This window comes from Jannaschia aquimarina (assembly GCF_000877395.1).
Classification (GTDB): domain Bacteria; phylum Pseudomonadota; class Alphaproteobacteria; order Rhodobacterales; family Rhodobacteraceae; genus Jannaschia; species Jannaschia aquimarina.
This window is the reverse complement of sequence record NZ_JYFE01000055.1, coordinates 37,897-63,155: the sequence shown is the minus strand read 5'-3', so window position 1 is coordinate 63,155 and position 25,259 is coordinate 37,897. Positions and strand designations below refer to the sequence as shown.

At 66.8% G+C, this 25,259-nt stretch carries 27 protein-coding genes; 18 read left to right on the top strand and 9 right to left on the bottom strand.

All coding sequences use genetic code 11. From position 1 onward, the window contains the following. Positions 1–126: 126 nt before the first annotated feature. The gene (locus tag jaqu_RS15240; RefSeq protein ID WP_043919858.1) at positions 127–888 is read left to right on the top strand and encodes a hypothetical protein; all 762 of its coding nucleotides are present in this window, start codon (positions 127–129) and stop codon (positions 886–888) included. Here the strand turns inward: jaqu_RS15240 and jaqu_RS15235 are convergent. The 3 genes from jaqu_RS15235 to jaqu_RS15225 are packed head-to-tail and all read right to left on the bottom strand — an operon-like array spanning position 885 to position 3,311. Beyond that, complete coding sequence (locus jaqu_RS15235) at positions 885–1,649, bottom strand: LamB/YcsF family protein (protein ID WP_043919857.1); 765 nt, start codon at positions 1,647–1,649, stop codon at positions 885–887. The genes jaqu_RS15240 and jaqu_RS15235 overlap by 4 nt on opposite strands. After that, the gene (locus tag jaqu_RS15230) at positions 1,633–2,610 is read right to left on the bottom strand and encodes a 5-oxoprolinase subunit C family protein (protein WP_043919856.1); all 978 of its coding nucleotides are present in this window, start codon (positions 2,608–2,610) and stop codon (positions 1,633–1,635) included. The genes jaqu_RS15235 and jaqu_RS15230 overlap by 17 nt, the downstream gene beginning before the upstream one ends. After that, positions 2,607–3,311 carry a 5-oxoprolinase subunit B family protein gene (locus jaqu_RS15225; protein WP_043919855.1) on the bottom strand — a complete coding sequence of 235 codons (705 nt, stop codon included), beginning with the start codon at positions 3,309–3,311 and terminating at the stop codon, positions 2,607–2,609. The genes jaqu_RS15230 and jaqu_RS15225 overlap by 4 nt, the downstream gene beginning before the upstream one ends. A gap of 94 nt (positions 3,312–3,405) precedes the next feature. On the opposite strand from jaqu_RS15225, the gene jaqu_RS15220 reads away from it, so the two are divergent. From jaqu_RS15220 to jaqu_RS15200, 5 genes are all read left to right on the top strand, one after another. Then, the gene (locus jaqu_RS15220) at positions 3,406–3,909 is read left to right on the top strand and encodes a DUF2478 domain-containing protein (protein ID WP_236687872.1); all 504 of its coding nucleotides are present in this window, start codon (positions 3,406–3,408) and stop codon (positions 3,907–3,909) included. Between the two features lie 80 nt (positions 3,910–3,989). Next, positions 3,990–4,673, top strand: a complete 684-nt coding sequence (locus jaqu_RS15215) for a TVP38/TMEM64 family protein (protein WP_043919853.1) — start codon at positions 3,990–3,992, stop codon at positions 4,671–4,673. Positions 4,674–4,710: 37 nt separating this feature from the next. Continuing rightward, positions 4,711–4,959, top strand: a complete 249-nt coding sequence (locus tag jaqu_RS15210) for a hypothetical protein (RefSeq protein WP_141134385.1) — start codon at positions 4,711–4,713, stop codon at positions 4,957–4,959. 14 nt (positions 4,960–4,973) lie between these two features. Beyond that, positions 4,974–5,774 (top strand): SDR family NAD(P)-dependent oxidoreductase, encoded by an 801-nt coding sequence (locus tag jaqu_RS15205; protein ID WP_043919851.1) that lies wholly within the window; start codon positions 4,974–4,976, stop codon positions 5,772–5,774. Beyond that, positions 5,774–6,670 carry an alpha/beta hydrolase fold domain-containing protein gene (locus jaqu_RS15200; protein WP_052501002.1) on the top strand — a complete coding sequence of 299 codons (897 nt, stop codon included), beginning with the start codon at positions 5,774–5,776 and terminating at the stop codon, positions 6,668–6,670. The genes jaqu_RS15205 and jaqu_RS15200 overlap by 1 nt, the downstream gene beginning before the upstream one ends. 2 nt (positions 6,671–6,672) lie before the next feature. On the opposite strand, the gene jaqu_RS15195 is transcribed toward jaqu_RS15200, so the two are convergent. From jaqu_RS15195 to jaqu_RS15175, 5 genes are read right to left on the bottom strand one after another with little or no spacing between them, the layout of a single operon-like run. Then, positions 6,673–7,788 (bottom strand): mandelate racemase/muconate lactonizing enzyme family protein, encoded by a 1,116-nt coding sequence (locus jaqu_RS15195; protein WP_043919850.1) that lies wholly within the window; start codon positions 7,786–7,788, stop codon positions 6,673–6,675. Next, positions 7,781–8,743: a 2-hydroxyacid dehydrogenase gene (locus tag jaqu_RS15190; RefSeq protein ID WP_236687871.1), complete on the bottom strand. Its 963-nt coding sequence runs from the start codon at positions 8,741–8,743 to the stop codon at positions 7,781–7,783. Before jaqu_RS15190 ends, jaqu_RS15195 begins: the two co-directional genes overlap by 8 nt. Then, a complete protein-coding gene (locus jaqu_RS15185; RefSeq protein WP_043919848.1) occupies positions 8,736–9,584 on the bottom strand; it encodes a fumarylacetoacetate hydrolase family protein in 849 nt (282 codons plus the stop codon). Before jaqu_RS15185 ends, jaqu_RS15190 begins: the two co-directional genes overlap by 8 nt. Before the next feature lie 28 nt (positions 9,585–9,612). After that, on the bottom strand, positions 9,613–11,385 hold the full coding sequence (locus jaqu_RS15180) for an IlvD/Edd family dehydratase (protein ID WP_043919847.1): 1,773 nt from the start codon (positions 11,383–11,385) through the stop codon (positions 9,613–9,615). A gap of 42 nt (positions 11,386–11,427) precedes the next feature. Beyond that, a complete protein-coding gene (locus tag jaqu_RS15175) occupies positions 11,428–12,168 on the bottom strand; it encodes an SDR family oxidoreductase (RefSeq protein ID WP_043919846.1) in 741 nt (246 codons plus the stop codon). Positions 12,169–12,247: 79 nt separating this feature from the next. Here jaqu_RS15175 and jaqu_RS15170 point away from each other — a divergent pair, with 79 nt between their 5' ends. Beyond that, positions 12,248–13,111 carry an NAD(P)-dependent oxidoreductase gene (locus jaqu_RS15170; RefSeq protein ID WP_043919845.1) on the top strand — a complete coding sequence of 288 codons (864 nt, stop codon included), beginning with the start codon at positions 12,248–12,250 and terminating at the stop codon, positions 13,109–13,111. A 14-nt stretch (positions 13,112–13,125) separates the two neighbouring features. Here the strand turns inward: jaqu_RS15170 and jaqu_RS15165 are convergent, their stop codons facing one another. After that, positions 13,126–13,788 carry a GntR family transcriptional regulator gene (locus jaqu_RS15165; protein WP_043919844.1) on the bottom strand — a complete coding sequence of 221 codons (663 nt, stop codon included), beginning with the start codon at positions 13,786–13,788 and terminating at the stop codon, positions 13,126–13,128. 163 nt (positions 13,789–13,951) lie between these two features. Between jaqu_RS15165 and jaqu_RS15160 the strand changes: the two genes are divergently transcribed. The 11 genes from jaqu_RS15160 to jaqu_RS15110 all read left to right on the top strand — a co-directional run bounded on the left by jaqu_RS15160 (position 13,952) and on the right by jaqu_RS15110 (position 25,253). Further along, positions 13,952–14,971 carry a TRAP transporter substrate-binding protein gene (locus jaqu_RS15160; RefSeq protein ID WP_043919843.1) on the top strand — a complete coding sequence of 340 codons (1,020 nt, stop codon included), beginning with the start codon at positions 13,952–13,954 and terminating at the stop codon, positions 14,969–14,971. A gap of 110 nt (positions 14,972–15,081) precedes the next feature. Further along, positions 15,082–15,966, top strand: a complete 885-nt coding sequence (locus jaqu_RS15155) for a TRAP transporter small permease subunit (RefSeq protein ID WP_084629904.1) — start codon at positions 15,082–15,084, stop codon at positions 15,964–15,966. A 1-nt stretch (position 15,967) separates the two neighbouring features. Then, positions 15,968–17,596, top strand: a complete 1,629-nt coding sequence (locus jaqu_RS15150) for a TRAP transporter large permease (RefSeq protein WP_043919842.1) — start codon at positions 15,968–15,970, stop codon at positions 17,594–17,596. After that, entirely contained in the window at positions 17,593–19,095 is a 1,503-nt protein-coding gene (locus jaqu_RS15145; RefSeq protein ID WP_043919841.1) for a UxaA family hydrolase, read from the top strand. The genes jaqu_RS15150 and jaqu_RS15145 overlap by 4 nt, the downstream gene beginning before the upstream one ends. Continuing rightward, positions 19,092–20,072: a Gfo/Idh/MocA family protein gene (locus jaqu_RS15140; RefSeq protein WP_043919840.1), complete on the top strand. Its 981-nt coding sequence runs from the start codon at positions 19,092–19,094 to the stop codon at positions 20,070–20,072. Before jaqu_RS15145 ends, jaqu_RS15140 begins: the two co-directional genes overlap by 4 nt. A gap of 31 nt (positions 20,073–20,103) precedes the next feature. Further along, positions 20,104–20,946 carry a shikimate dehydrogenase family protein gene (locus tag jaqu_RS15135; protein ID WP_043919839.1) on the top strand — a complete coding sequence of 281 codons (843 nt, stop codon included), beginning with the start codon at positions 20,104–20,106 and terminating at the stop codon, positions 20,944–20,946. 1 nt (position 20,947) lies between these two features. Next, positions 20,948–21,829 carry an NAD(P)-dependent oxidoreductase gene (locus jaqu_RS15130; RefSeq protein ID WP_043919838.1) on the top strand — a complete coding sequence of 294 codons (882 nt, stop codon included), beginning with the start codon at positions 20,948–20,950 and terminating at the stop codon, positions 21,827–21,829. 4 nt (positions 21,830–21,833) lie between these two features. Further along, positions 21,834–22,724 carry a DMT family transporter gene (locus tag jaqu_RS15125; protein ID WP_236687870.1) on the top strand — a complete coding sequence of 297 codons (891 nt, stop codon included), beginning with the start codon at positions 21,834–21,836 and terminating at the stop codon, positions 22,722–22,724. Next, on the top strand, positions 22,721–23,704 hold the full coding sequence (locus tag jaqu_RS15120; RefSeq protein ID WP_052501003.1) for a Gfo/Idh/MocA family protein: 984 nt from the start codon (positions 22,721–22,723) through the stop codon (positions 23,702–23,704). The genes jaqu_RS15125 and jaqu_RS15120 overlap by 4 nt, the downstream gene beginning before the upstream one ends. Continuing rightward, complete coding sequence (locus jaqu_RS15115; RefSeq protein ID WP_043919836.1) at positions 23,701–24,672, top strand: Gfo/Idh/MocA family protein; 972 nt, start codon at positions 23,701–23,703, stop codon at positions 24,670–24,672. The genes jaqu_RS15120 and jaqu_RS15115 overlap by 4 nt, the downstream gene beginning before the upstream one ends. Continuing rightward, the gene (locus jaqu_RS15110; RefSeq protein ID WP_043919835.1) at positions 24,666–25,253 is read left to right on the top strand and encodes a LysE family translocator; all 588 of its coding nucleotides are present in this window, start codon (positions 24,666–24,668) and stop codon (positions 25,251–25,253) included. Before jaqu_RS15115 ends, jaqu_RS15110 begins: the two co-directional genes overlap by 7 nt. The last annotated feature ends 6 nt before the right edge of the window (positions 25,254–25,259 follow it).

Sequence of the window (25,259 nt, the reverse complement as noted above, 5' to 3'; positions counted from 1 at the left end):
TTCTCCGCCCCCGGGCGGGCCGCCCAAGGCGGCGCGCAACTGGTCTGGTGCCGATTGTGCAGACAGGGGGTGCACGGGGGGTGCACAGGGGGTGCACACCGGTTTCCTCTGGTCTAGACCCCCCGGATGACCGATCCGACCCCCCTTGACCGGGCCCATTTGCGGGCCGAGGAAAGCGGCTCCGAAGACGCCCGCCGCGCCTTCTGGGAGCGGCTGGCCGAGGCCGAGCTGTCGCTTCTCCTCGCCGCCGAGACCGAGGGCGAGACAGCCGATCCGGCCATTGTCGAAGTCGAAGGGGCGCGCTTCGTGCTGGCCTTCGACCTGCCTGCGCGGCTCGTCGATTTCGCTGGAGAGACGGCACCCACGGCGACCCTTTCCGGGCGCGGCCTCGCGCGCCTCTGCGCCACGCAAGGCCTTGGTATCGCCCTGAATCTGGAAGAGCACCCCTCCGCCCAGCTCGTCCTGCCCGACGCCGTCGCGTGGCTCGCCGAAGCCACGTCCGAAGCGCCAGTGGAGGCCGCCGAACGCATCGCCGAGATCGGCCCGCCCGGCGCCCTGCCCGACGCATTCCTGACCGCCATTGACGCCAAGCTGCCGCTTATGGCCGGCCTCGCACACGGCGCGTATCTTGCCCGCGCCTCCTACGACGGCGGCACGAAGGGGCATATCCTTGCCTTCCTCGATCCGATCCCCGGGGCCGAGCCTGATCTGGCCCGCGCCATCCACGAGGCCCTGACCTTCTCGGGCCTCGACGCCGCCAGCCTGGACGTAACTTTCCTGAGTAGAAGCAACAGCTTGTCGGCCGCCCTGGCGCGCCATGGCCTTCGGATCGATCTGCCAGAGCCGCCCATGCGGAAGCCCGCAGACGGCCCACCACGCCTGCGCTAGCGGTGGCCCGCCATCGGGGCCAAGTCGACGCCGTCCGCCTCCAACGCCCCACGCACCGCTTTGGCAATGGCCAGCGCCTCCGGGCCGTCGCCATGCAGGCAGATCGAGTCGCAGGCAGCCGGTATCTCCTTGCCTTCGTTTGAAAAGATGGCCCCGGCTCGCACGAAGCGGACCACACGCTGCGCGGCTTCGTCCGGGTCGTGGACCATCGCGCCGAGTTCTCCGCGCGGGACCAGCGTCGCGTCGTCCCTGTAGCCGCGATCGGCAAAGATTTCGCCCGCCCACCGCGCGCCCAGCTCCCGCGCGACCGCCTCCTGAGCGGTACCGGCAAGGACCAGAAGGATGACATTAGGATCGACGCGCAAAGCGGCCTCATACGCCGCGCGGGCAAGGGTGGCATCCTCGGACGCCATATTCGCCAGCGCGCCATGCAACTTGAAATGCCGCACCTCTGCGCCCAGCGACGCGGCCATCCCGCGCGCGGCGCCGAACTGCCAGATGATAAGGTTTCCAATACTTTCCGGCGGCATGTTCATCCGCCTGCGCCCGAACCCCTGAAGATCCGGAAAGCCCGGATGCGCCCCGATCCCGACGCCGCGTTCCGCCGCGCGCTCCATCGTCGCGGCCATCACGTCCCAGTCGCCGGCATGGGCGCCGCAGGCGACGTTGGCGGACGTGACGACCTCCAGCAGGGCCGCGTCGTCGCCCATTTTCCAGTCGCCAAAGCTCTCGCCCATGTCGGCATTAAGATCGACCTTCATCGCCCCTCCCGTCGGTGATCCCGTCGATGAGCTGATAGCGGCCGAGGTCGGGTATGTCGCGCGGGTCCCGCACCAGCGGCTCGACACCGGGCGACCGAGGCCGGGCGGCGCGCGCGTCTTCGAGCGAAACGAAGCGGAACGACAGCGGTGCACCCGGTGGCGCCTGGAATGCGCGGGGCTGATCCGCCGCGATCACGTGGGCGATCCGGGGATATCCCCCTGTCGTCTGGCATTCCGGCCCAAGGATGTAGGGCACGCCGTCGCCGGTCATTTGCACGTCGCCCGTCAGGACGAAGTCGGAAAGCAGCGTCAACTGCTTCTCCGTTGCGAAGCCGCCCTCTCCGTCCAGCCGGATCCCCTGCCGGTTGCCGCGCCGGTCGCGAGTGAAGCTTACCGCCTCGAAACGGGCAACCTCGTCTCCAAACAGGCTTGTCTGCGGCGTGGGCACGCAGCGCAGGACACCACCACCGAACCTGTCCGGAGCAGCTGTTAGGCGCCGCTCGGGCGGCTGCGCGCGGTCTTCCACCGAAAGACGGTCGCCCGATTCCAGGGCCCGTCCGATACCGGCCGTCAGATGTGCCGAATCCGTGCCGTCCGGGCCAGTCAGCCCAATCGCGGCGATGTAGCTGTAGACCCCCTGCCCCAATGGCCGGAACCGCAACACCTCCCCCGCCCCGACACGACGAGAGGCATGCCAAGGCACGGGTCTCCCTTCGGCAGCGACCTCCATAGGCGCGCCGACGAAGGCGAGCGTAACCGCCTCCTCACATGCGATTTCCAAAGGGGAGCCCGGCGTCTCGAGCGCCCCGACCTCTTCCGGTGCGACACCCAGCAGGGCGGCCGCCTCCTGACGGGCGCGGACATCGGCGAACCCCGCGCGGGACAAACCATCGCCCATATGGCCCGGATGCCCATCTCCCTGGTGGGTGACGAGCGGACCGCAAGAGCGCAGGACAATCATGGGACCGCCTCCACAACCGCGCCGCCCATGTGTCCGGCGATCCAGTCCAGATCTGCGACTGGGTCGAAGCGAACCTCGTCCCCAGGGCGCAGGGCCACGGCGGGATCGCGTGCAGGATCGAAGCAGGGAAAGCGGGTTCGTCCGATCTGACGCCAGCCGGTCGGGGCCTCTACATCAAACAGAACGAACTGGCGGACCGCGACGACGAGTGCGCCCTTGGGCACCTTCGGCGTCAAGCCGGTCTGGCGCGGCAGATCCCAATACTCCGGCAGGAAGCCGAGATAGGGCATCCCCGGAGCGAAGCCGAGGGCGAGCACGTCGACCGGTGTCGCGGCGATCTCTTCCACGGCCTGATCCGGCGACAGCCCCGCCATCTCGGCGGCCTCGCCGAGCTGTGGGCCGGCCTCTCCGCCGAATGCACAGGGGATCGACCAGCGCCGGCGCCCCTCGATCGGCGCCTGATCCCAATCCGTCTGGCCAAGCCGGATCCGCAAGGCGCGTTCCACCTTGGCCGCATTGCCGCCGACGCGCACGAGGACCGAGGCCAGCGACGATGCCGTCTCTTCGACGTCGTCCAGCGGATCGGCCTCGAGCGCTGCGCGGAACGCGATGGCGGCATGGTTCGCCGCCGGGTCCAGTCGGTCCGCGAAGCGGACGAGCCAGGCCGCCTCTCCCAAAGGTTCGATGCGCGGAAATTCCATGGCGACAGGGGTGGGCACGGACGGACCCGAGGTCAAGTGCTGGACAGCCGCCCAAAGGACCGCCACAGATCGGATCATGCGACTGGCTTGCACCATGACCGAAGCGCGGGGCGCGCTGGACCCGCTTCTGCATGACGTGGCGCAGACCGCGATGGCCCGCGGCCTGCGGCTGGCTGGGATCGTCCAGGTCAATTCCGACAGGCCCGGCTGCGCGAAATGCGACATGGACGCCGTGGTTCTTCCCGACGGTCCTGTGATCCGCATCAGCCAGAGCCTGGGCCCGAACGCGCGGGGCTGCCGCCTCGACCCCGACGGATTGGAGCGTGCGGTGGCCGAAGCGGCGGCGCGGGTCGAGGACGGGATCGACCTACTATTGGTCAACAAGTTCGGCAAACAGGAAGCGGCCGGCAGGGGATTTCGCCCGGTCATCGCCGCGGCCCTCGAGGCCGGGGCGGATGTGCTTGTCGGCGTGAACGGACTGAATCTGCCCGCGCTGGAAGAGTTCATGGGGGAACGCCCGGACGTGCTGCCCCCCGATCAGGACAGACTTCTGGCCTGGATCTCTGCGCGCGAAGGTGTCGCGGCCGCAAACGGCTGATCCGCCACGCGACGGCCCGACCTGCGGCGAAGGGGTCCGCGCGGCTTGCGTCCCGCTCCGGCAATGCCCAAACCGGCGCCATGCGTCGTCGCCTGCCTTCCTGGAAGCTCTGGCTCTGGCCTGTGCTCTTCGTTGGGCTGGGCATCGTCATCTGGCTGCTGCCTTGGCGCGGCTATGTCGAGCCGATGCGGATCTGGATCGCCGGACAGGGTGCGACCGGTTGGGTCAGTTTCGTGGCGATCTATACGATCGTCGTCATGCTTCCGCTGCCGGCCGCCGCCATGAGCGTCGTGGGCGGACTGGTGTTCGGATGGTGGGGGTTCCCGCTGTCGATGCTGGGCTCGATCCTGGGGGCGCTGCCACCCTGGTGGCTGACACACACCTATTTCCGTGCGCCCGTCCTGCGCCGTATCGGGGGGAAGCAGGCGGAAGCCGCGGACCGCGCCGTGCGGGAAAACCCGGCCCTGTTCATCCTGCTTCTGCGATTCACGCCGATCCTTCCCTTCACGTTACAGAACTATCTTCTGGGCCTGACCGGTGTGCGCGCCTGGCCCTATATCTGGGCGACGCTCGTGGGCCTTGCCCCGGGGACGGTGGCAATGGTCTGGATCGGGACCGTCGGCGGTCTGGCCGCGGCGGGCGCCGACAAGGACGCCATCGCCTATGCGATCATCGGGCTGATCCTCTTCGGGTCGCTGATCATCTGGATGAGCGGCAAGGCCGTACGCAAGCTGCGCGAAGCTGGGTTCGAGATCGGGCGCTGAGGCGGAACCTTTGCGGCCGCTGACCGCTTGACCGTTAATGGCACGAGCTGATCAGATCACGACTTGCGACGACCCGGACCGAAGACGCCATCGGGTCATGCTGATGGGATTGGTCTGGCTGTCCGTCTATCCGTCTGTAACGCTGCTGACCTATGCGACCGCAGGCCTTCCGGCGCCGACCTGGGTCACGACCTTCATCACCACCATCCTGACCGTGCCGACCATTACATTCGTCGTGGTGCCGTTCGCCAAGAAGGCGATCGCGCGCGTCGACCCGAAAGCCTGAGCAAAGGACACCCCATGGACCTACAGATCGAGGGACGGACCGCCGTCCTGACCGGCGCGGCCGGCGATATGATGCTGGAAGCGGCGAAGATCCTCGAAGGCGAGGGCTGCAACATCGTCCTTTCCGACATCGACGAGGACGAATTGAACGAGGCCGCCGCAAAGCTGGGCGGCGGTGTCGTCACGGTGGTGGCCGACCTGACCGAACAGGATGGCGCGGACAAGATCGCGAAGGCCGTCGCCGACAAGGGGTGGGAGGCCGACATCCTGATCCACGGGGCGGGCGTCACCGGCGCCAAGGGCGACCCGCTGGACGACATCACCGAAGACGATTGGCATCACGCCTGGAACACGGACTTCATGACCGCGGTGCGCATGTCCAAGGCGCTGATCCCCGGTATGCGTGCGCGGGGTTGGGGTCGCGTCGTCTTCGTGACGTCCGAGAACGTGGCGCAGCCCTATCCCGACGAGGTGGTCTACAACGCCTCCAAGGCCGCCGTGCTCAGCTTCGCCAAGGGTATGAGCCAGGTCTACGCGCAGCAGGGCGTGTTGGTGAATTGCGTCGCGCCGGCCTTCATCGAAACCGACATGACCGACGGCATGATGGAAAAGCGCGCCGACGAAATGGGTGTCAGCTTCGAAAAGGCGGTCGAGACGTTTCTGGAGGAAGAACGACCTCATCTCGTCCTGAAGCGGCGCGGTCAGCCCGAGGAGGTCGCCTTCGTCATCGCCGCCTTGGTCAGCGCACGCGCGAGTTTCGTGAACGGGTCCAACTGGCGCGTCGATGGCGGCGCCGTGCAGGCAATCAACATCTGATGGATGCCGGCGGCTGGACCGGAGGTCCGTTTTCGGGCGCGGTTGGCCGCGATGATATCATCCGACGGATCAACTCGATCGACTTGGGAGAAACGCCCGAAGAGATGCGCGCGGGCTTCAGGAAACTCGTTTTGGGGGACACGCCCGACGCCGTCGGACCCGGCGCACCGGTCGACGTGATGGAGCAGGAGGACGGCCTGCTGGTCCGGGGTAGCGGAACCGCCGCTCCGGAAATTGTCTGGTTTCACGGTGGGGGCTATGTCTTCGGCGCACCGGAAACCCATCTGCGCCCGGCGGCCCATCTGGCGCTCGCATCGGGACGTTCCGTCTTTCTGCCACGCTACCCGCTCGCGCCCGAAAACGAATGGCCTGCGCAGCTGGACGCGGCCCTGAACGCAATAGCGAACCGGCCGCAAATTCCGATTCTGGCGGGGGACAGTGCGGGCGGTCATCTCGCGCTGGTCACCGGGCTTGCCTTCGCCCGCAGGGGAACGCCGCCGCCCGCCCTGCTGCTTTTCTCACCCAATACGGACCGGACGGGGCGCAACGAGGCGCGGGCGATCATGTCGAATCTCGACCCGATGGTCGACGACGAAGACGACGCGCGGCTTGCGCGCATGTGCTTCGGAGACGATTTCGATCCGGTGGATCCGGAGGTGTCTCCGCTGATGGATGATCTGTCTTTGTTGCCACCGACCTGGATCGAGGTCGGCATGCCCGAAGTCCTGCGTGACGACGCGGTTTTGCTTCACGAAAGGGCAAAGGCCTGCGGAGCGCGCAACGTCGGCATCGAGATCACGCCGGGCCTGCTGCATATGGGACAGCTCTGGGCGCCTTGGTGGGACGAGGCGCGGGCGTCGTTGGACCGGGCGGCAGCCTTTCTCGATCGGATGTAGCTTCAGTCCCTAAGGAACGGCGCCAGCCGCTCTCGATCGAAGGTCACGCCGATCCCGGGAAGGTCCGGAGCGACCGCGCGCCCGTCCTGCAGACGGAACGGACGTGTCGTGTAGCGGTCGATGGGAAAGGAATGCACCTCGATCATCCCTCCGTTCGATTGCCCTGCGACGAGAGACACGTGCAATTCCTGCATCCCGTGGGAACAGACCGGCAAGGCATGGGCGCGACACAGATCGGCCACGCGCAACCATCCGGTGATGCCCCCGCAATTGCTCGCATCCGGTTGCAGATAGCTGAGGCGCGCCCGCTTGGCGGCGGCGACGAACTCCGCGTGAATATGCAGGTTCTCTCCCATGGCGAGCGGGCAGCCGGTGGCCTCGGCGATCGCCGCATAGCCGTCCAGATCGTCGGGATCCGTCGGCTCCTCGAACCAGATGACGCCCATTTCCCGATAGGCGCTTGCATCGCGGATCGCGCGATCGACCGGCAGAGCGTAATTGGCATCGACCATGAAGCCCCGGTCGTCGCCCAACCGGGTCCGGACAGCCTCGGCGCGCGAAAGATCGTCGTCCCGCCCGACCTTGATCTTCACGGCTTCGAACCCCTCGGCCAGATAGCCGTCGACGCTGTCCAGCAGCTTGGGCAGGTCGTAGCCCAGGTCGATGCCACCGCGATAGGCGTCGCACCGGTCGGATGCGCCGCCTGCCGCTTCGACCAGCGACCGGCCTTGCCGTTTCAGGATCAGATCCCAAAGCGCGATGTCGCAAGCCGAGATGGCGAAGGCCGCCACACCGCCCCGGCCGACGTAATGAACATGCCAGAACATCGCCTCATGCAGCCGGACCGGATCGTCGGCGGTCTCTCCCGCAAGAAAGGGGCCCAGATCGTCGCGCAGCATGGCCAGGATCGCGGAGCCGCCCTTGCCGCCAGTATAGCTGTAGCCCGTCCCCTCGCCCCCCGCCTCGTCGCGAATGGTGCAGGTGATGAGTTGGAATTGCGTGTGGTCGCCATGTTTGGCGTCCACCAGCACTTCGTCGAGGGGGATATCGTGAAGGGCCGCCTCGACAGAGACGATCCGCGGCGCCGTGGCCGCCGCCGCGAACCCAACATCAGCCATTCAACACGCGGCATTCGGGCACCGGGGTTTCGACCGTGCCGTCCTTCTTCCATTGCAGGAGATTACGCACCGTCAGGTCTCCCATGGCCGCGCGGGTCTCCATCGTTGCGGACCCGACATGGGGGAGCAGAACCACCCTTTCAGGCATGTCCTTGAGCGCTTGCGGGATTTTTGGCTCATGCTCGAACACGTCCAGACCCGCGCCGGCGATCGTGCCGTTCTGCAAGGCCTCGATCAGCGCCGCTTCGTCGACGGTCGAGCCGCGCGACACGTTGATCAGGCAGCCCCCCTTCCCCAGCGCAGCCAGCACCTCGGCGTCGACGATATGCTGCGTCTCCGGCCCGCCGGGCGTGATCACGATCAGAACATCGACCGCCTCGCCCAGTGCGGCAGGCGTCGCGTGGTAGGTATAAGGCACGTCCTTTTTCGAGCGCGAGTGATAGTGCACCTCCGCGCGGAACGCCTTCACCATCGCGGCGATGGTCTCGCCGATCCGACCGAGGCCCAGAATGCCGACCTTCCGATCCATCGGACTGCGGGTCAGGGGAAACTCCCCTTTCTCCCACGCACCGGAGCGGGCATGGGCGTCGGCCGGAACCAGTGCGCGATAGACGGCCAGCCAGAGCGAGATCGCCGTCACCGCAACTTCATCGTTCAGAACGCCTGGCGTATGGGAGATCAGGATTCCGCGCTCGGCAAACGCGTCCGCGTCGATGGCGTCGTATCCGACCCCGTAGCTGCTCACGACTTTCAGGTTCGGTGTCGCCGCGGCGACGTCGTCGGGCACGCCGTAATGCCCGTTGGTCAGGATCGCCTCGAACTCGGCGCCCCGATCGGCCAGAAACGCCGCGCGGTCCTCCTGTTCGAGCAGCGGGAACGGAGCGAAATCGGTCTCCAGCTTGGTGGCCATATCGTCGGTGATCCCGCCGATCTGGAGGAGAGGCATCTTAGCCATCGGCGCGCACCTCCTGCCGCTGCTGGCCCAGCTTGTCGATGCCAAGCTCCATCACGTCGCCGGCCTTCAGATAGACCGGGTCGGGTTTCATCCCCATACCGACGCCGGGCGGCGTGCCGGTCGAGATCACGTCGCCCGGATGCAGGGTGAACATCTGGCTGAGATGGCTGATGCACTGCGCGACGGTGAAGATCATCGTCGAGGTGTTTCCGGTCTGCATCCGCTGGCCGTTCACATCCAGCCACATGGACAGGTTCTGCGGGTCGCCCACCTCGTCGCGGGTGACGAGCCAGGGACCGGTCGGGCCGAAGGTGTCGCAGGACTTGCCCTTGGTCCATTGGCCCGTCAGCTTTGTCTGGAAGTGCCGCTCGGAGACGTCGTTGCAGATGCAGTACCCCGCCACGTAATCGAGCGCATCTTCCTCGCTGACATACTTGCAGGCGGTGCCGATCACCACGCCCAGCTCGACCTCCCAGTCGGTCTGGGTCGAGCCGCGGGGCATGATGACGTCGTCGTTCGGTCCGTTGATGGCCGAGGTCGCCTTCATGAACAGGATCGGATGCTCGGGAATGGCCGCGCCGGTCTCGGCGGCATGGTCGGAGAAGTTCAGGCCGATGCACATGAACTTGCCGACATCGCCCACGCAGGGGCCCAAGCGCGGGTTCCCCTCGACCAGCGGCAGTTTCATCTGGTCCATCGTCCGCAGCACGTCGAGAGAGGCATCCGAGAGGATCGCCCCCGAGATGTCATCGACCTGCTCGCTCAGATCGCGGAGGTCCCCGTTATGGTCGATCATGCCGGGCTTCTCGGCGCCCGGCTCTCCGAAACGAACGAGCTTCATGGGGTAACTCCCTGTTGTATATTATTTCTCAGTGGTTGTCGCGCGGCAGGTTGCGCGCGGTCTGACGGTAGCGATCTGCGCCGCGCAGCGTCATGCCGTGGCTGAGCGGCTCGACCCGCTCGCGGAAGATCTCCTGCCAGGGGGTCTGGCTTTCGGGCGTGTAGGCAGAGGCATCGAGCTTCTCGCGCCGCGCCTCCCATTCCTCGGGATCGACCAGCGCATCGGCGGTCCCCTTACGCAGATCGATGCGAACCCGGTCGCCGGTTTGCACGAGCGCGAGTCCCCCGCCCGCCGCCGCCTCGGGCGAGGCGTTCAGGATCGAAGGACTGCCGGAGGTGCCTGATTGTCGCCCGTCGCCGATGCAGGGCAAGCTGTGGACGCCCTTGCGGATCAGGTAGGCGGGCGGCCGCATGTTCACGACTTCGGCCGCGCCGGGATATCCGATAGGCCCCGCGCCCCGCATGATGAGGATACAATTCTCATCTATACCAAGGGCTTCTTCGTCGATGTTCGCGTTGTAATCCTCTGGCCCGTCGAAGACGATAGCCCGCCCTTCAAAGGCCTCTGGGTCACCGGGATCCGAAAGGTACCGCTCCCGGAACTCTGCCGAAATCACGCTCGTCTTCATGATCGCGCTGTCGAACAGGTTGCCCTTCAGGTTCAGGAAACCCGCATCGGCGAGCATCGGCTTGGCGACGGTCTTGATGACGTCCGGAAGCTCCGACCGGCGTCCTTCGCAATTTCCGCCCATCGTTGCGCCGTTGACGGTTGCGGCATCCGGATGCGGCAGCAATCCCGCTGCCATCAACTCGCCCACGACGGCGGGCACCCCCCCGGCATGGAAATAATCCTCGCCCAGATACTCCCCTGCGGGTTGGAGGTTCACGAGGAGCGGCACGTGATGGCCGAGCTTCTGCCAGTCGTCAGGCGTGACCTCGATGCCCAGATGCCTCGCGATGCCGTTCAGGTGGATCGGCGCGTTGGTCGATCCGCCGATGGCGGAGTTGACGACGATCGCGTTCTCGAATGCCTCCCGGGTCATGATGTCCGACGGCTTGAGATCCTCGTGCACCATCTCGACGATGCGCTGGCCGGTCTGGTAGCTGATGTGGCCCCGCTGGCGGTAGGGCGCGGGGATCGCGGCTGAGCCGGGCAACTGCATCCCAAGCGCCTCGGCCAGGGAATTCATCGTGGTCGCCGTGCCCATCGTGTTGCAGTAGCCCACCGAAGGCGTTGAGCTCGCGACGATTTCCATGAACCCCGCATTGTCGATCTCTCCGGCGGCATGCATCTCGCGGGCTTTCCAGACGATGGTGCCGGACCCGGTGCGCTGCCCCTTGAACCAACCGTTCAACATCGGTCCGACCGAAAGCGCGATGGCCGGAATGTCCACGGTCGCCGCCGCCATCAAGAGCGCGGGCGTGGTCTTGTCACAGCCGATCATCAGCACGACGCCGTCCAGCGGGTAGCCGTTCAGCGTCTCGACGAGCGAGAGATAGGCAAGGTTCCGGTCCAGCGACGCGGTCGGTCTTTTCCCTGTCTCCTGAATGGGATGCACGGGAACCTGCATGGGGACGCCGCCAGCGGCGATGATGCCGTCGCGGACCCGTTTTTCCAGTTCCAGATGGTGCCGGTTGCACGGGCTGAGGTCGCTGCCGGTCTGTGCGATGGCGATGATCGGCTTGTTGCCCTGCAGTTCCTCGCGGGTGATGCCGTAGTTCAGGTACCGCTCCAGATAGAGGGCGGTCATCTCCCGATTGTCGGGGTTGTCGAACCACTTGCGGGAGCGGAGGTCGGTCATGGTGCTCGTGTTAACCCCTTGCGAAGATTGTCTTCAGGCGACTCACTGGCCGGACCAGCCGCCATCGATGATGTGCGGATGGCCGGTGGTGAACGCGCTTTCGTCGCTGCCCAGGTAGACGACCAGCGCGGCGATCTCGGCGGCAGTCGCGACCCGGCCCATCGGTTGCCGCGCGACGAAGGCTTCCATCGCCTTGTCGTAACTTCCCATTTCCTCGCCCAACGCCTTGACCCGGTCGTGCCAGGATGGGCTCTCGACCGTCCCCGGACAGATGCAGTTGCAGCGGATGCCCTGTTTGATGAAGTCGACGGCCACCGATTTGGTCAGGCCGATCACGGCGGCCTTCGTGGCGCCGTAGATGAAGCGGTTCGGCGCCCCGATCACCGAGGAGCAGGCCGAGGACATGTTGACGATGGATCCGCCGCCGCGTTCCAGCATTCCGGGCAGAGCAGCCCGGATGGTGCGGAACATGGAATGGACGTTGAGATCGAAGCCGAAGGCGAAATCGTCGTCGGTCGCGTCCAGCACGCTGCCGTGATGCACGAAGCCCGCGCAGTTGAATAAGACGTCCGGCTGCGCCCGGTCCACTCCGGCGCGGACGCTGGCATCGTCGCGCGCGTCGAGCGCGAAGGTCTCGCAGTCCAGACCGTCCAGCAACGCGAGGTCGAGATCTGTGGCGAAGACCTCTGCCCCCTCTGCCACGAAGGCCTCGGCAGTCGCGCGGCCGATGCCCTGTCCCGCCGCCGTGATCAGGGCGCGTTTGCCCTCAAGACGTCCCGGCATTGCGATCCTCCCTCGCTTCCACCCTTGTCGGCACCGCTAGGCCGTTTTTACTGTGAGCGCAAACATCGGAGAGCACGACATGACCGAAATCGCCCTTCTGGGAACCGGATTGATGGGGGCGCCCATGGCCCGCAACCTGCTGAAAGCGGGGCATTCCGTGACGGTCTGGAATCGCTCGGCCGGCAAGGCGCGGGCGCTGGAGAGCGACGGCGCGACCGTCGCTGCCGATCCGTCGGAGGCGGTGCGCGGCAAGCCGGTCGTGATCTCGATGCTGTCGGACGGCGCCGCCTCTGCCGAGGTTCAGCGCGGGGCAAGCGACGCCTTCGCCCGAGGCGCGATCTGGGTCGAGATGGGGTCGATCAAACCGTCCGAGGCACGCGACGCCCACGACCGGTTTGCCAATCTCGAAGTGTCTTATATCGACGCCCCCGTCTCGGGCGGGACCAGAGGCGCGGAAGCCGGCACGCTGGCCATCATGGTGGGCGGATCGGAGGCCGACTTCGAGCGCGTCGCCCCGATCCTGCGCGCCCTGGGAAATCCCGTGCGGGTGGGGCCCGTCGGGTCGGGCCAGTTGGCCAAGCTGGCCAATCAGGCCATCGTCGCGAACACCATCGCCTGCGTGGCCGAGGCGATGCTGCTCCTCCAAAGGGGCGGTGCCGATCCGGCCGCCGTGCGCGAGGCGCTCAAGGGCGGCTTCGCCGACAGCACAATCCTGCAACAGCACGGCGCCCGCATGACCGAGCGGGACTTTGCGCCCGGCGGTCTGGTGAAGTTTCAGATCAAGGATCTCGACAACGCATTGGAAGAGGCCGCGCGGCTGGGCGTCACGCTGCCATCCACCCAAGACGTCAACGACCGCTTCAAGCATCTGCGCGACGCCATGGAGGGCGGCGAACTGGATCATTCGGCCCTTTTCCTCGAACTGGAGGCGCGGCAGGGCTAGGTCGCGCGCCGCCATCAGAGGTGGCGATCCAGATGCGCACGGATCGCGTCGCGCAGGTCGGAGGCGACGCCCCCGACCGCCGCCGCGAGAATTGCCTGATGTTCCTCGATGATCCAGCCGACATCGCCCGCGCCGAGATCGGGCTGCTGCGCGTTGATCTGCTGACGGAACTGAAGATAGGTCCGCGTGAACGCCTCGATCAGGAGCGGCGAGCCGCATTCGGAGATGAGCGTCTCGTGGAAGTTCCGCTCCGCGTCGGACCAGAGGCCGATCAGATGCTCCGCCATGCCCTGCCGTGCGATCTGCGACTCGATGTGACTAAGCCGGTAGTGGGCGGCCGAAAGGCGTGATTCCCAGTCGATGCCACCTCGTTCCATCGACCGAACGGCGCCTTCCTGTTCGAGCATGATTCGAAAGTCAGCCACATCCCGGCGGCGCGCGGATGTGGATGGGCTGGCGCGAAACCCTCGCTGCATTTCGAACTCTACCAGCCCGCCTTTCGAAAGCTGGAGCAAGACATCGCGGACAGTGTTCGCAGAGCAGCCATAGACGCTCTGAAGTTCTCCGGGCTTGAGCTTCGTACCCGCCGCGAAGACGCCGGTGACGAGCTTGCGTTCGAGGTCATTATAGATCGCCGGCGTATCGAGGCGCCCGGCTGCGCGCAGGTCTTCGGTCATCTCCCCTCCCCGAGGATTCGCCGAGAATGTCAAAATTTGTAGCGCATCTCGGAAATATTCCAAATCTCATTTTTCGCTTGGCATCCGGTATTGGCCCCGCCTAGGCTTCGGTCAGACCGTGGCGCCCGGGAAGGGGCGGACGCGGCGAAATGGGAGGAACAGCATGATGTTCAAGAAACTGGCGGCCGTTGCCGTCGGCGCCGCCCTGATGGGCACAACCGCCATCGCGCAGCAGACGACCCTGCGCATCCAGACGCACTACGCGCCCGAGACCCCTTCGGGACAACTGGCGCAGGAATTCTTCGACAAGGTCACGGCCATGTCGAACGGCGAGATCACGATCGAGCCGTTCTTCTCGGCCTCGGTCGTCGGCCCGACCGAGACCTTCGACGCTGCCGCGAGCGGGATCCTGGATTGCGACATGACCGGTGGTGGATACCAGACCGGCAAGAACCCGGCCTTCCAATTCGTCGGCGACATCATGGGCGGCTATGACACCCCCTATCAGCAGCTGAGCTGGCTCTATTACGGCGGCGGCCTCGATGCCGCGCAGGAGCTCTATAACCAGTACGGCATGCAGTTGATCGGATGGTGGGTCTACGGGCAGGAGAGCCTTGTCTCGACCGCGCCGCTGGCGGGGATCGACGACCTGCAGAACTGGAAGTTCCGTTCGCCCCCCGGGATGGAGACGAAGATCTTCGAGAAGCTGGGCGCCTCGCCCATCGTGATGGATTTCACCGAGATCTTCACCGCGCTCGAGACCGGCATCATCGACGGCGCCGACGCGTCGGGCATCGCGAACAATGTGGGCCTCGGGCTCTACGACATCGGCAAGCACACCAACTATCCGGGCTTCCACTCGATGCCGTCAGACCACCTCGCCTGTAACAAGGAGGTCTGGGACGGCATGCCGGAGCATCATCGCGCCATCATGGAGACCGCGATGGAAAGCCTGGCCCTCCGCACCGCGCTGACCTTCGAGAAGAAGAACGCCGAGGCTGCGGCTCAGCTTCGCGAGGACGGCGTGACGATCCACGAATGGTCCGCCGAGGATCTGCAGACCTTCCGTGACGCGGCACAGGCGACCTGGCCTGAATTCGCGACGACGCCCGAGGCCGAGGCCCTGGTCGAGGCGCATCTGGAGTATCTGGGCCAGCTCGGCCTTGTCTCGGGCGGCGAGTGATCTCGGCCCGCTGACCTGCGGCCCGATCCGGGCCGTATCTGGCCCCGGCATTCGTGCCGGGGCCGTCCGTCCCGCGCCGGGGCGACGACCATGTGCACCGGGGGGAGCCTATGTCACATTCGAGCAAGACGCCGCAGGCCGCAAAGACCGCGACGGCGATCGAGTGGATCATGCCGATCGCCTTCATCCTTGTCTTCGGCTGGGTCGTCTGGAACGGCGCAAACTACCTGATCGCGGCGCCGGGCGCCGAGGCGACCGAGGCCGCGCTGATCCGGCGCTATGGCATGGCCGACATCTGGGACTGGATTGCCTTGATCCTCGCGCCGATCCTGTTTGCGCTGGGCGTCGCGACGGCGCGCCGCTCTCCGATGGAATGGGAGGATTTCAGTCTCCCGGACCGGCTGGCCGTATTCATCGGCCGGATCGCCATGATGCTCGTCGCGATCCTAGTGGGCGTGATGTTCTACGAGGTGATCGCGCGCTACGTGTTCGCGGCCCCCACGCTCTGGGCCAACGAGATGTCGCTATGGCTGGCGGTGTTCATCTTCCTGCTGGCCGGGCTCTACGCGATGCAGCAGCGGAGCCATATCCGCATCTATCTTCTCTACGACGTCTGTCCGCGCTGGGTGCAGCGGACCTTCGACGTGATCTCGACCGGGCTGATCCTGCTGTTTGCCTTCATGCTGTTCTGGGGCGGCTACAACGAGGCGCGGGACAAGTTCCTGCGCTGGGAAACGTTCGGCACGGCCTTCGACCCGCCGATCCCGGCGACGGTCAAACCACTGATCCTGGTCGTGGTCGCGCTGGTGGCGTTGCAGGCGATCTTCAACCTGATCCGCGACTGGAACCTCGCCCCGGTTGTCCACAGTGCCGCCGACGACATCGACGAGGAAGAATTGCGCCGCCTCCGCGAGCAAGTCAGCCGCGAAGGGGTCGGCGAGGAAGACGTGACCCGCGGACGAGTTCAGCAGACCCATCCACGGGCGGACGACTGACATGGATATCGCAACGATCTCTCTGGTCCTGCTGATCGCGCTGATGCTTCTGCTCGCGATCGGAATGCCGTTGGGGTTCGCCTCGGCGATCCTCGCGGTGCTGGTGCTGGTGATGCGCTTCGAGCCGGAGCTTCTGCTGGCGCCCTGGACGTTCGGCGAAGGGATGCTGACCGGGCGCTTCGGCTCGGGACCACTGAATATCCTGGCTCAAAAGGTCTATGGGACATTAACCAGTTACGTCCTGATCTCCATCCCGCTCTTCATCTTCATGGCTGCTCTGCTGGAGCGCTCCGGCATCGCCAAGGACATGTATGACAGCCTGAATGTCTGGCTCAGCCGGACGCGTGGCGGCATCGCCATCGTCACCTCGATCATGGCCGTCATCATGGCCGCCATGTCCGGCATCATCGGCGGCGAGGTGGTCCTGCTGGGCCTGATCGCCCTGCCCCAGATGCTGCGGCTCGGCTATGACCAGAACCTCGCCATCGGCACGATCTGCGCCTCGGGATCGCTGGGAACGATGATCCCGCCGTCGATCGTGCTGATCATCTACGGGCTGATCACCGAGACCTCGATCGTCGCGCTGTTCACGGCGGCCTTCGTACCTGGCTTCATGCTTGCCAGCTTTATCATCACCTACATCGTGATCCGGACGCAGCTCAATCCGTCGCTGGCACCCCTGCCTCCGGCCGATCCGAACGACCCGCCGACGCCGGAGAAGACCAAACTGTTCTTCGCCTTCCTGTCGATCCTGGGCGCGGGCTTCACGGCGGCGCTGTTCCTGCGGGCCGCATTCTTTACGCTCACCGGCCAGAACGAGGTGCGCGAGGGTGTGGACCCCATCGCCCTGGGCCAGCCGGAGCATGTCTGGCAGACGGGGATCGCGCTCGCGATCTTCCTCGGACTGATCTTCTTCGCCTTCGGTCGCACCCGATCGGCGCGCGCGTGGGGCATGGGCAAGGGGCTGGTCGCTCCCATCGTGGTGATCGGCGTCGTCATGGGCTCGATCTATGGCGGCATCTCGGGGATCACCGAGGCCGCCGCCATGGGCGTGGTCGCCGTCTTCCTCCTGTCTGTCTTCCGTGGCGAGGCCTCGTTCGACCTGGTTTGGGACAGCCTGATGCGGACGCTGAAATCGACCGGCACGATTATCTGGGTGACCATCGGTGCCGCTGCGCTGGCGGGGGCCTACACGATTGCGGGCGGGCCGACCTATGTCGCCAACCTGATCGTCCAGTCCGACCTGCCGACGATGGGCATCCTGCTGGTGATGATGCTGATCCTGCTGATCATGGGCGCCTTCATGGACTGGGTCGGCATCGTGCTGCTGATCATCCCGGTCTTCCTACCCATCGTGCAGCGTCTGCCCATCGAGGAGATCGGCGTCTTCGGCACCTTGGACCCGCGCTACCTGTCGGTCTGGTTCGGGGTTCTGTTCTGCATGAACATGCAGGTCAGCTTCCTCTCGCCCCCCTTCGGCCCGGCGGCGTTCTACCTGAAATCCGTAGCGCCGCCGCATATCTCGCTGACAGACATCTTCCGCGGCTTCCTGCCCTTCATCGGCATTCAGATCTGCGCTCTCAGCGTCCTGCTGCTCTGGCCGCCGATCATCGAGGTGCTTCTGGATTGACGGAATGGGTCCGCCTCTCGCCCGAGGATAACGTCGTCACGGCGACCCGTGCGCTGCCGCCCGGACATGCGGTCGAGGGCGTGGCGACGGCCGGTCCGATCCCGTCGGGCCACAAGATCGCGACCCGTTCCATCGCGGCGGGCGAGCGGGTCGTGAAGTACGCACAGATGATCGGGCTCGCTTCAACCGACATCGCGCCCGGCGAGCATGTGCATACCCACAATCTCGCTTTCGAGGCGACGGCGGGCGCCTACGAATTCGGCACCGATCTGCGCGACGTCGTCCCCGCCTCGGGCGACACGTTCCAGGGGTTTCGCCGCGCCGACGGGCGGGTCGGGACGCGGAACTACGTTGCGGTCGTCACATCGGTCAATTGCTCGGCCACTGCCGCGCGGCGCATCGCCGATGCCTTCGGGCCGGAAGAGTTGTCCGCCTATCCCAACGTCGATGGCGTCGTGGCCTATGTCCACGGGACAGGCTGCGGCATGGCGGGTGACGGCGAGGGGTTCGAGGCGCTGCAACGCGTGATGTGGGGCTATGCGCGCCATCCCAACCACGCGGCGGTCCTGATGGTCGGACTGGGCTGCGAGATGAACCAGATCGACTGGCTGCTAGACGCCTACGGGCTGAAGCAGGGGCCGACCTTCCGGGTGATGAACATCCAGAATGTCGCCGGATTGCGGCGGACGGTCGAGGCCGGGATCGCGCGCATTCGCGAGATGTTGCCGGCCGCGAACGAGGCGGCGCGCACCTCCTGCCCCGCCTCGGATCTGACGGTCGCGCTGCAATGCGGCGGCTCGGATGCGTGGTCAGGGATCACGGCGAACCCGGCCCTGGGCCATGCGACTGATCTGCTGGTCGCACAGGGCGGAACCGGCGTGCTGGCCGAAACGCCAGAGATCTACGGCGCCGAGCATCTCCTGACCCGCCGCGCTGTTTCAGAGGCCGTGGGCCGCCGTCTGGTCGAGCGGGTGGAGTGGTGGAAGGACTACACCGCGCGCAATCTTGGCTCGATGGACAACAACCCGTCGCCCGGCAACAAGGCGGGCGGGCTGACGACGATCCTCGAAAAGTCCCTCGGCGCCGCGGCCAAGGGCGGGACGACGCCCCTGACTGCTGTCTACAAATACGCGGAACCCGTCATGACGCGGGGTTTCACCTTCATGGACAGCCCCGGCTACGATCCTGCCAGCGTCACGGGACAGATCGCTGGGGGGTGCAACCTTGTCTGCTTCACCACCGGGCGGGGCAGTGCCTTCGGATCGAAGCCCGCGCCGACCATCAAGGTGGCCACCAACGCGGACTTGTTCGCCCGGATGCCCGAGGACATGGATATCGGCGCGGGCGAGATCCTGACCGGCGGGGCCAGCGTCGAAGAGAAGGGCCGAGAAATCTACGACACCTTCCTGCGCGTCGCCAGCGGAGAGCAAACCAGATCCGAGGCGCAAGGCCTTGGAGACTACGAGTTCGTGCCTTGGCAGATCGGGGCGGTGATGTGACCCGGCTCCTGCTGGCGGGAACCGGGCTGATCGGAATCCGGCATCTGGCGCATATCATGGCGGATCCGGCGCTGACATTGGCGGGCGTGATCGACCCGGCTCCGGCGCCGGACATGCCGGCCCCCGTCTTCCCGGACCTGGATGCCTGTGACGCGGACGCCGACGGCCTCGTGATCGCGACACCGACGGACACCCATGCGGCACTGGCGATTGCCGCCGCCGAACGCGGCCTGCACGCGCTTGTCGAAAAGCCCGTCGCCCACGATCTGCCGGCGGCGGATGCGATGATCGCGGCCCATGCGACAGCGGGCACGCATCTGCTGGTCGGCCACCACCGGCGCCACCATCCCGCCGTCGCCCGCCTGCGCGAATTGGTCACCGGAGGCGCCATCGGCCAACCCGTCGCGGCCAGCCTGATGTGGCTGATGCGCAAGCCGGACGATTACTTCCTGCCCGAATGGCGGCAGGGCCTCGACGGCGCGCCGATCAAGCAGAACCTGATCCACGACGTCGACATTTTGCGCTGGCTTCTGGGCGAGGTGACCGAGGTTGCGGGGCTGGGATCGAACGCGGTGCGGGGCACGGCCCGGCCGGAATCGGGCGGTGCGGTGCTGCGCTTCGACAGCGGTGCGATTGCGACCATCGCCTACGCGGACACCACGCCGACCCCCTGGGGGTTCGAAGCCGCGACCGGAGAGAGCCCTCACATCCCCCACTCGGCGCAGGACTACCTGCATCTTGGCGGGACGGAGGGCGCGATTTCCTTTCCGTCCCTGACGCTGTGGACGGGTGCCGCGCATTGGAACGAAGCACACCGAACAAGCCGGGAGGCGGCGCCGGAGGGGGTGCCGCTGGCCCGGCAATTGAGCCACTTCGCGGAGGTGATCGCAGGGCGGGCCGAACCGCTCTGTTCGGGCAGCGACGGGCGGGCGAATCTGGACGTGATCCTGCGGATCGAAGCGACGGCCACGAGATGACAGGCCGCGCTGCAACGATGGGGCACCGGCGATGACGACGCTTCGGATCGGCCTGATCGGCGCGCATATCGGCGCATCCCGCCTGTCCGCTGCGCTCAGGATCATGTGCGACGCGCACGATCTGACGCTGGACTTCACGCCCATCGACACCGCCGGGGACCCCGATTTCGATTTCGACGATTGCGTCGCCTCCCTGATCCTCGACGGCTGGACCGGCGTGACCGTCACCCATCCGTGGAAGCCGGCCGCCGCCATCTGGGCGGGCGAGGCGATGGTCGGCGGCGCGCGGGAACTGGGCGCCGCGAACACGCTGATCTTCGCTCCGCCGTCGGGCCACAATACGGACCATTCGGGCTTTCTGGCGGCTTGGGCCAATGTCATGGCCCGTCCGCCGGGTCGTGTCGCGGTCGCTGGCGCCGGTGGCGTGGCACGCGCCGTGGTTCCTGCGCTGATCTCGCTGGGCGCGGAGGTGACGCTCTGGGACATCCACGCGGAGGCCGCGCAGGACCTCGCGGCGCGGACAGGGGCCACGGCGATCCCGGCAAGCGACGTCGCCCATGCGATCCGAACGGCCGATGGGCTGGTCAATTGCACGGCGCTGGGCATGGGGGACGATGCCCGCTCCGCCTTCGACACCGATCTGATCGGGCCGCAATCCTGGGCTTTCGACGCCGTCTACACGCCGACCGACACCCCGTTCCTGCGGGCCTGCGTGCGTGCCGGCCTGGATTGCCTGACGGGGTTCGACCTGTTCCGCTTCATGGCGATGGACAGCTTCGCCGCCTATACCGGGATCGTCCCCGATCCCCTCGACACGTTGCCGCGGCTCGACCGCCTGCGGCCCGCCCCCATTCACACGACGGAAGGAGCCTGACATGGCACGCATCGGATTTATCGGACTGGGCCTCATGGGAGGCGCCATGGTCCAACGGCTGCTCGACAGGGGTCATGAGATGACCGTCATGGGCAACCGCGACCGCACCGGCGTCGAGGCCGCGCTGCAACGGGGCGCGACCGAGGCCGCCACTCCGCGTGAACTGGCCGAAAGCGTCGAGATCGTGATGCTCTGCATGGGCACCTCCGAACAGGTGGAAGGACGGATGCGCGGCGCCGACGGAGTGATCGCCGGCTTGCGCACGGGAAGCGTCGTTATCGACTTCGGAACCTCGCTGCCGGCATCGACCCGGACGCTTGCGGGGGAATGCGCCGAGGCGGGCGCCGCCTATCTGGACGCCCCCCTTGGCCGGACGCCCAGCCATGGCCGTGAAGGGCAGCTCAACATCATGGGCGCGGGCGACAAAGAAGCCTTCGACAAGGTGCGTCCGGTGCTGGACGATCTGGGCGAGAACGTCTTCCATTTGGGCGAAAGCGGCGCGGGGCACACGATCAAGCTGATCAACAACTTCTTCGCCATGACGACGGCGAATGCGATGGCCGAAGCCTTTGCCATGGCCGACCGCGCGGGCATCGCGCGCGCCGATCTCCATGGTGTGATGAGCGCGGGCCCCTTGCATTCCGGCATGATGGATTTCGTCAAGGCCTACGCCGTCGACGGCGATGCGCAGAAGCTGGCCTTCTCGATCCGCAACGCCGCCAAGGATGTGGGCTATTACCGGCGCATGGCCGAGGAGATGGGCGCGGCGTCGATCATGTCCGCGTGCGCCGACGATGCCTTGGGCAAGGCCGTGGAGGCCGGGCGCGGCGACGATCTGGTCCCGCAGATGGTCGATTTCTACACCGACCGCTTCGGAGGCTAGCCACGTGCCCGCCCCCGTCAGCCATCTGGCGCGCGCACGCGTCGACGATGCCGGGACGGGCATCGCGCTGATGCTGGCGGCGTGGGGGGTCTTCAGCCTGGTGGACACGTCCGTAAAATGGCTGAGCCTCGCGGGGATCCCGGCGCTGCAGCTGGCCTTCATGCGCTTCGGCGTGCATCTGGTCCTGTCGACGGGGCCGATGCTCGGGCGGGACCATTCCGGCTGGACCGCACCGCGGAGCCTGGCCCTCGCGATGCTGGCGCGGGGCGGGCTGCTGATGTGCGCGACGATCTGCAACTTCTTCGCTCTGCGCTATCTGGATCTGGCCGTCGTCGCCGCGATCACCTTCGCGGCCCCCGTCGTCGTGTGCCTTCTGTCGGTGCCCTTGCTCGGAGAGCGGGTCGGCCCGTGGAGATGGGGCGCGATCGTGCTGGGCTTTCTCGGTGTGCTGGTCGTCGTCCGTCCGTGGGGCGCAGCGTTTCATCCGGCGATGCTTCTGTCCTGCGTGGTCCCGTTTGCGCTGGGGCTGTTCTCGATCCTGACGCGGCGGCTGGCGGGGGTGGCCGCGCCGCGGACGATGCAGCTTTATGCCGGGATCGTCGGGGCGCTTTGTCTGGCACCCTTCGCAGCGGCGGTGTGGGTCAGCCCTGAAGGCCCGCTCGACTGGGCGCTGCTCTTCGCGATCGGAGCCTTCGCGTGGTTCGGTCACGACCTGTTCGGGCGGGCTCACGGTTATGCGCCGGCCTCGGTGCTGATGCCGTTCAGCTACTCCTTCCTCCTCTACATGGCGCTGACAGGCTGGCTGGTCTTCGGGACCGTGCCGGATGCCGGAACGCTGGCTGGCGCGGCGATCATCGCGGCGTCGGGCCTGATCATCTGGTGGAGGGAGCGGTGAAGGTCGGCCTGATCGGGACGGGGATGGTGGCGGGGACTCACGCGGCGGCGCTGAACGCGGCGGGGCTGGAAATCGGACCGGTCCTGGCCCGCACATCCGCCCAGGCCTTCGTGGCAGAGCATGGAGGAGAGGTGGCCACCGGCATCGCCGAGATGGCCGCCTGCGATTTCGTCCTTCTGCTGACGCCGCCGGATGCGCGGGCAGACTACGTAGACGCGCTGGCCGCGATGGGGCGGCCCGTGCTGGCCGAAAAGCCGTTGGAACGGGATCACGCCGCCGCCCTTGCCCTGGTGGAGCGGATGGGCGCCCTGCCCTTCGGCGTGACGCTGCAGCAGCGGATGCGGCCCGCCGCGTCCCGGTTGCGCGGTTGGCTGTCCCGGATCGGGACGCTGGCCAGTGTCGAGTTGCGCGTCCCCTGGTGGAGGGACCAGTCCTATTACGACGCGCCGGGCCGGGGGACCTATGCACGCGATGGCGGCGGTGTCCTCATCACGCAGGCCATCCACGCGATCGACCTGATGCTGTGGCTGGCCGGCCCGGTCGCAGAGGTGCGCGCGATGACGGCCACGACCGCCCTGCACCGGATGGAGGCCGAGGATTTCGCGGCCGCGGCGCTGCGCTTCGCCTCGGGCGCGGTCGGGTCGCTGACGGCCTCCGTCACGCATTTCCCCGGCGGGACCGAGATGCTTGTGCTCAACGGAACCGCGGGGTCGGCCGTGCTGGAAGGCGACCTGCTGACCCTGTCGCTGCATGACGGCACGAAAGAGACGTTCGGAGAAGGCGGTGGGACAGGCGGCGGTGCGGATCCGATGGCGTTCTCTCACGCCTGGCACCAGGCCGTGATCGAGGACTTCGCCGCCGCTTTGCGCCAAGGACGCGCCCCGGCGATCCCGGCCTCGGCCGCACTGCCCGCCCACGCGCTGATCGACGCGATCCGGATAAGCGCACGGGACGGCGCGGCCGTGGCACCGGCACGATGATACCCTTCGCCGTCATCGGGATCGACCACCGCCATTGCTACACGATGGCAGCCCATATCCAGTCGGCAGGAGGACGGCTTGTCGGCTGGGCCACAGACGGAGAACCGGGGACGCTGGACGGCTGGGTCCGCCGATTTCCGGATGCGCCGCGGCGCGCGGCTGCAGACCTGCTGACGGATCCGGAAGTGGCGCTGATCCTGACGGCTGCCGTGCCGTGCGATCGACCGGGGATCGCGGTCGCCGCGCTCGAGGCCGGCAAGCACGTCCTGTCGGACAAGCCCGGCGCATTGAGCCGGGCGCAACTCGACGAGATCCGCGCGGCCTGCACGCGGGCGGATCGCCACTGGGCGGTCGATTTCTCGGAACGGTTCGAGGTGCCCGGCGTCACCCGTGCGGACGCGCTGGTCCGCGACGGGGCCATCGGGGAGGTCCTCGACGTCACGCTGCTGGCCCCGCATCGCCTGAACGCCGCCACCCGGCCGGACTGGTTCTGGGACCGCGGGCGCAATGGCGGGATCCTGGCCGATATCGGCAGCCATCAGATTGACCAGGTGCTGCACTTCGCGGGGACGGACGAAGCCCAGATCGTGCTGGCCGAAGCGGATTGCCTGCTACGCCCGCCGTTCCAGGACCGGGGACGCATTGCCCTGCGCGCGGGACGGGCGACCGGGACGATCCTGCTGAACTGGTTCACGCCCGACGGCCTGCCGACATGGGGCGATGGCCGCCTGTTTTTGACCGGCACGCGGGGCACGATCGAGTTGCGCAAGTATGTCGATCCGGCGGGGCAGCCGGGGACCGACCACGTGATCCTCGTCAACGATGCCCCACCGGAGCGGATCGACGCCGCCGGAGATCCGTTGCCCTTCTTTTCAGCCTTCCTCTGCGGCCTCGACGGACCGCTGGGCCCTCATCCATTCAAGGTCACCGAACTCGCCATCCGCGCGCAGGAGATGGCCGAATGCTGACCTTCGCGGCCGCCGTCTTCTTTCTGATCGTCACGCCGGGGCCCGGCGTGCTGAGCCTGGCGGGCGTCGGTTCTGCTTTTGGCGCGAGACCGGGGATGCGATACTTGGCGGGGCTGTTCCTGGGGACGAATGCCGTCGCGCTGGCGGTAATCAGCGGCGTCGCGGCCATCGTGCTGGCAAGCCCCGTCCTGCGAACGGTCCTGTTCGCCGCCTCGACGGCCTATCTCGTCTATCTTGCTTTCCGCATCGCGACCGCCGGGGGGAAGATCGCCATCATCCCGGCGAGCCGCGCTCCCGGGATCCGGGGTGGCCTCGCACTTCAGGCGCTGAACCCCAAGGCTTACGTGGTCAACACGACGCTCTTTACCGGGTTTTCCTTCCTGCCCGGATCGCCCGCGGCCGAGATCGCGTTGAAGCTGGTGATCGTCAACGCGATCTGGCTGGTCCTTCACGTCGCATGGCTCTTTGCCGGGATCGGGCTGCGCCGTCTGGACCTGCCGCCCGGCATCCAGCGCGGGATCAACGTCGCGATGGCGGCTTCCATGCTGCTGGTGGTCGCCCTCGCCGTCTTCGCCGGCTGAGCGGGC

Bases quoted from the DNA above. Each gene is read 5' to 3' on its own strand.
- jaqu_RS15240 (WP_043919858.1), top strand. From the start codon at position 127: ATGACCGATCCGACCCCCCTTGACCGGGCCCATTTGCGGGCCGAGGAA.
- jaqu_RS15235 (WP_043919857.1), bottom strand. From the start codon at position 1,649: ATGAAGGTCGATCTTAATGCCGACATGGGCGAGAGCTTTGGCGACTGG.
- jaqu_RS15230 (WP_043919856.1), bottom strand. From the start codon at position 2,610: ATGATTGTCCTGCGCTCTTGCGGTCCGCTCGTCACCCACCAGGGAGAT.
- jaqu_RS15225 (WP_043919855.1), bottom strand. From the start codon at position 3,311: ATGGAATTTCCGCGCATCGAACCTTTGGGAGAGGCGGCCTGGCTCGTC.
- jaqu_RS15220 (WP_236687872.1), top strand. From the start codon at position 3,406: ATGACCGAAGCGCGGGGCGCGCTGGACCCGCTTCTGCATGACGTGGCG.
- jaqu_RS15215 (WP_043919853.1), top strand. From the start codon at position 3,990: ATGCGTCGTCGCCTGCCTTCCTGGAAGCTCTGGCTCTGGCCTGTGCTC.
- jaqu_RS15210 (WP_141134385.1), top strand. From the start codon at position 4,711: ATGGCACGAGCTGATCAGATCACGACTTGCGACGACCCGGACCGAAGA.
- jaqu_RS15205 (WP_043919851.1), top strand. From the start codon at position 4,974: ATGGACCTACAGATCGAGGGACGGACCGCCGTCCTGACCGGCGCGGCC.
- jaqu_RS15200 (WP_052501002.1), top strand. From the start codon at position 5,774: ATGGATGCCGGCGGCTGGACCGGAGGTCCGTTTTCGGGCGCGGTTGGC.
- jaqu_RS15195 (WP_043919850.1), bottom strand. From the start codon at position 7,788: ATGGCTGATGTTGGGTTCGCGGCGGCGGCCACGGCGCCGCGGATCGTC.
- jaqu_RS15190 (WP_236687871.1), bottom strand. From the start codon at position 8,743: ATGGCTAAGATGCCTCTCCTCCAGATCGGCGGGATCACCGACGATATG.
- jaqu_RS15185 (WP_043919848.1), bottom strand. From the start codon at position 9,584: ATGAAGCTCGTTCGTTTCGGAGAGCCGGGCGCCGAGAAGCCCGGCATG.
- jaqu_RS15180 (WP_043919847.1), bottom strand. From the start codon at position 11,385: ATGACCGACCTCCGCTCCCGCAAGTGGTTCGACAACCCCGACAATCGG.
- jaqu_RS15175 (WP_043919846.1), bottom strand. From the start codon at position 12,168: ATGCCGGGACGTCTTGAGGGCAAACGCGCCCTGATCACGGCGGCGGGA.
- jaqu_RS15170 (WP_043919845.1), top strand. From the start codon at position 12,248: ATGACCGAAATCGCCCTTCTGGGAACCGGATTGATGGGGGCGCCCATG.
- jaqu_RS15165 (WP_043919844.1), bottom strand. From the start codon at position 13,788: ATGACCGAAGACCTGCGCGCAGCCGGGCGCCTCGATACGCCGGCGATC.
- jaqu_RS15160 (WP_043919843.1), top strand. From the start codon at position 13,952: ATGATGTTCAAGAAACTGGCGGCCGTTGCCGTCGGCGCCGCCCTGATG.
- jaqu_RS15155 (WP_084629904.1), top strand. From the start codon at position 15,082: ATGTCACATTCGAGCAAGACGCCGCAGGCCGCAAAGACCGCGACGGCG.
- jaqu_RS15150 (WP_043919842.1), top strand. From the start codon at position 15,968: ATGGATATCGCAACGATCTCTCTGGTCCTGCTGATCGCGCTGATGCTT.
- jaqu_RS15135 (WP_043919839.1), top strand. From the start codon at position 20,104: ATGACGACGCTTCGGATCGGCCTGATCGGCGCGCATATCGGCGCATCC.
- jaqu_RS15130 (WP_043919838.1), top strand. From the start codon at position 20,948: ATGGCACGCATCGGATTTATCGGACTGGGCCTCATGGGAGGCGCCATG.
- jaqu_RS15115 (WP_043919836.1), top strand. From the start codon at position 23,701: ATGATACCCTTCGCCGTCATCGGGATCGACCACCGCCATTGCTACACG.
- jaqu_RS15110 (WP_043919835.1), top strand. From the start codon at position 24,666: ATGCTGACCTTCGCGGCCGCCGTCTTCTTTCTGATCGTCACGCCGGGG.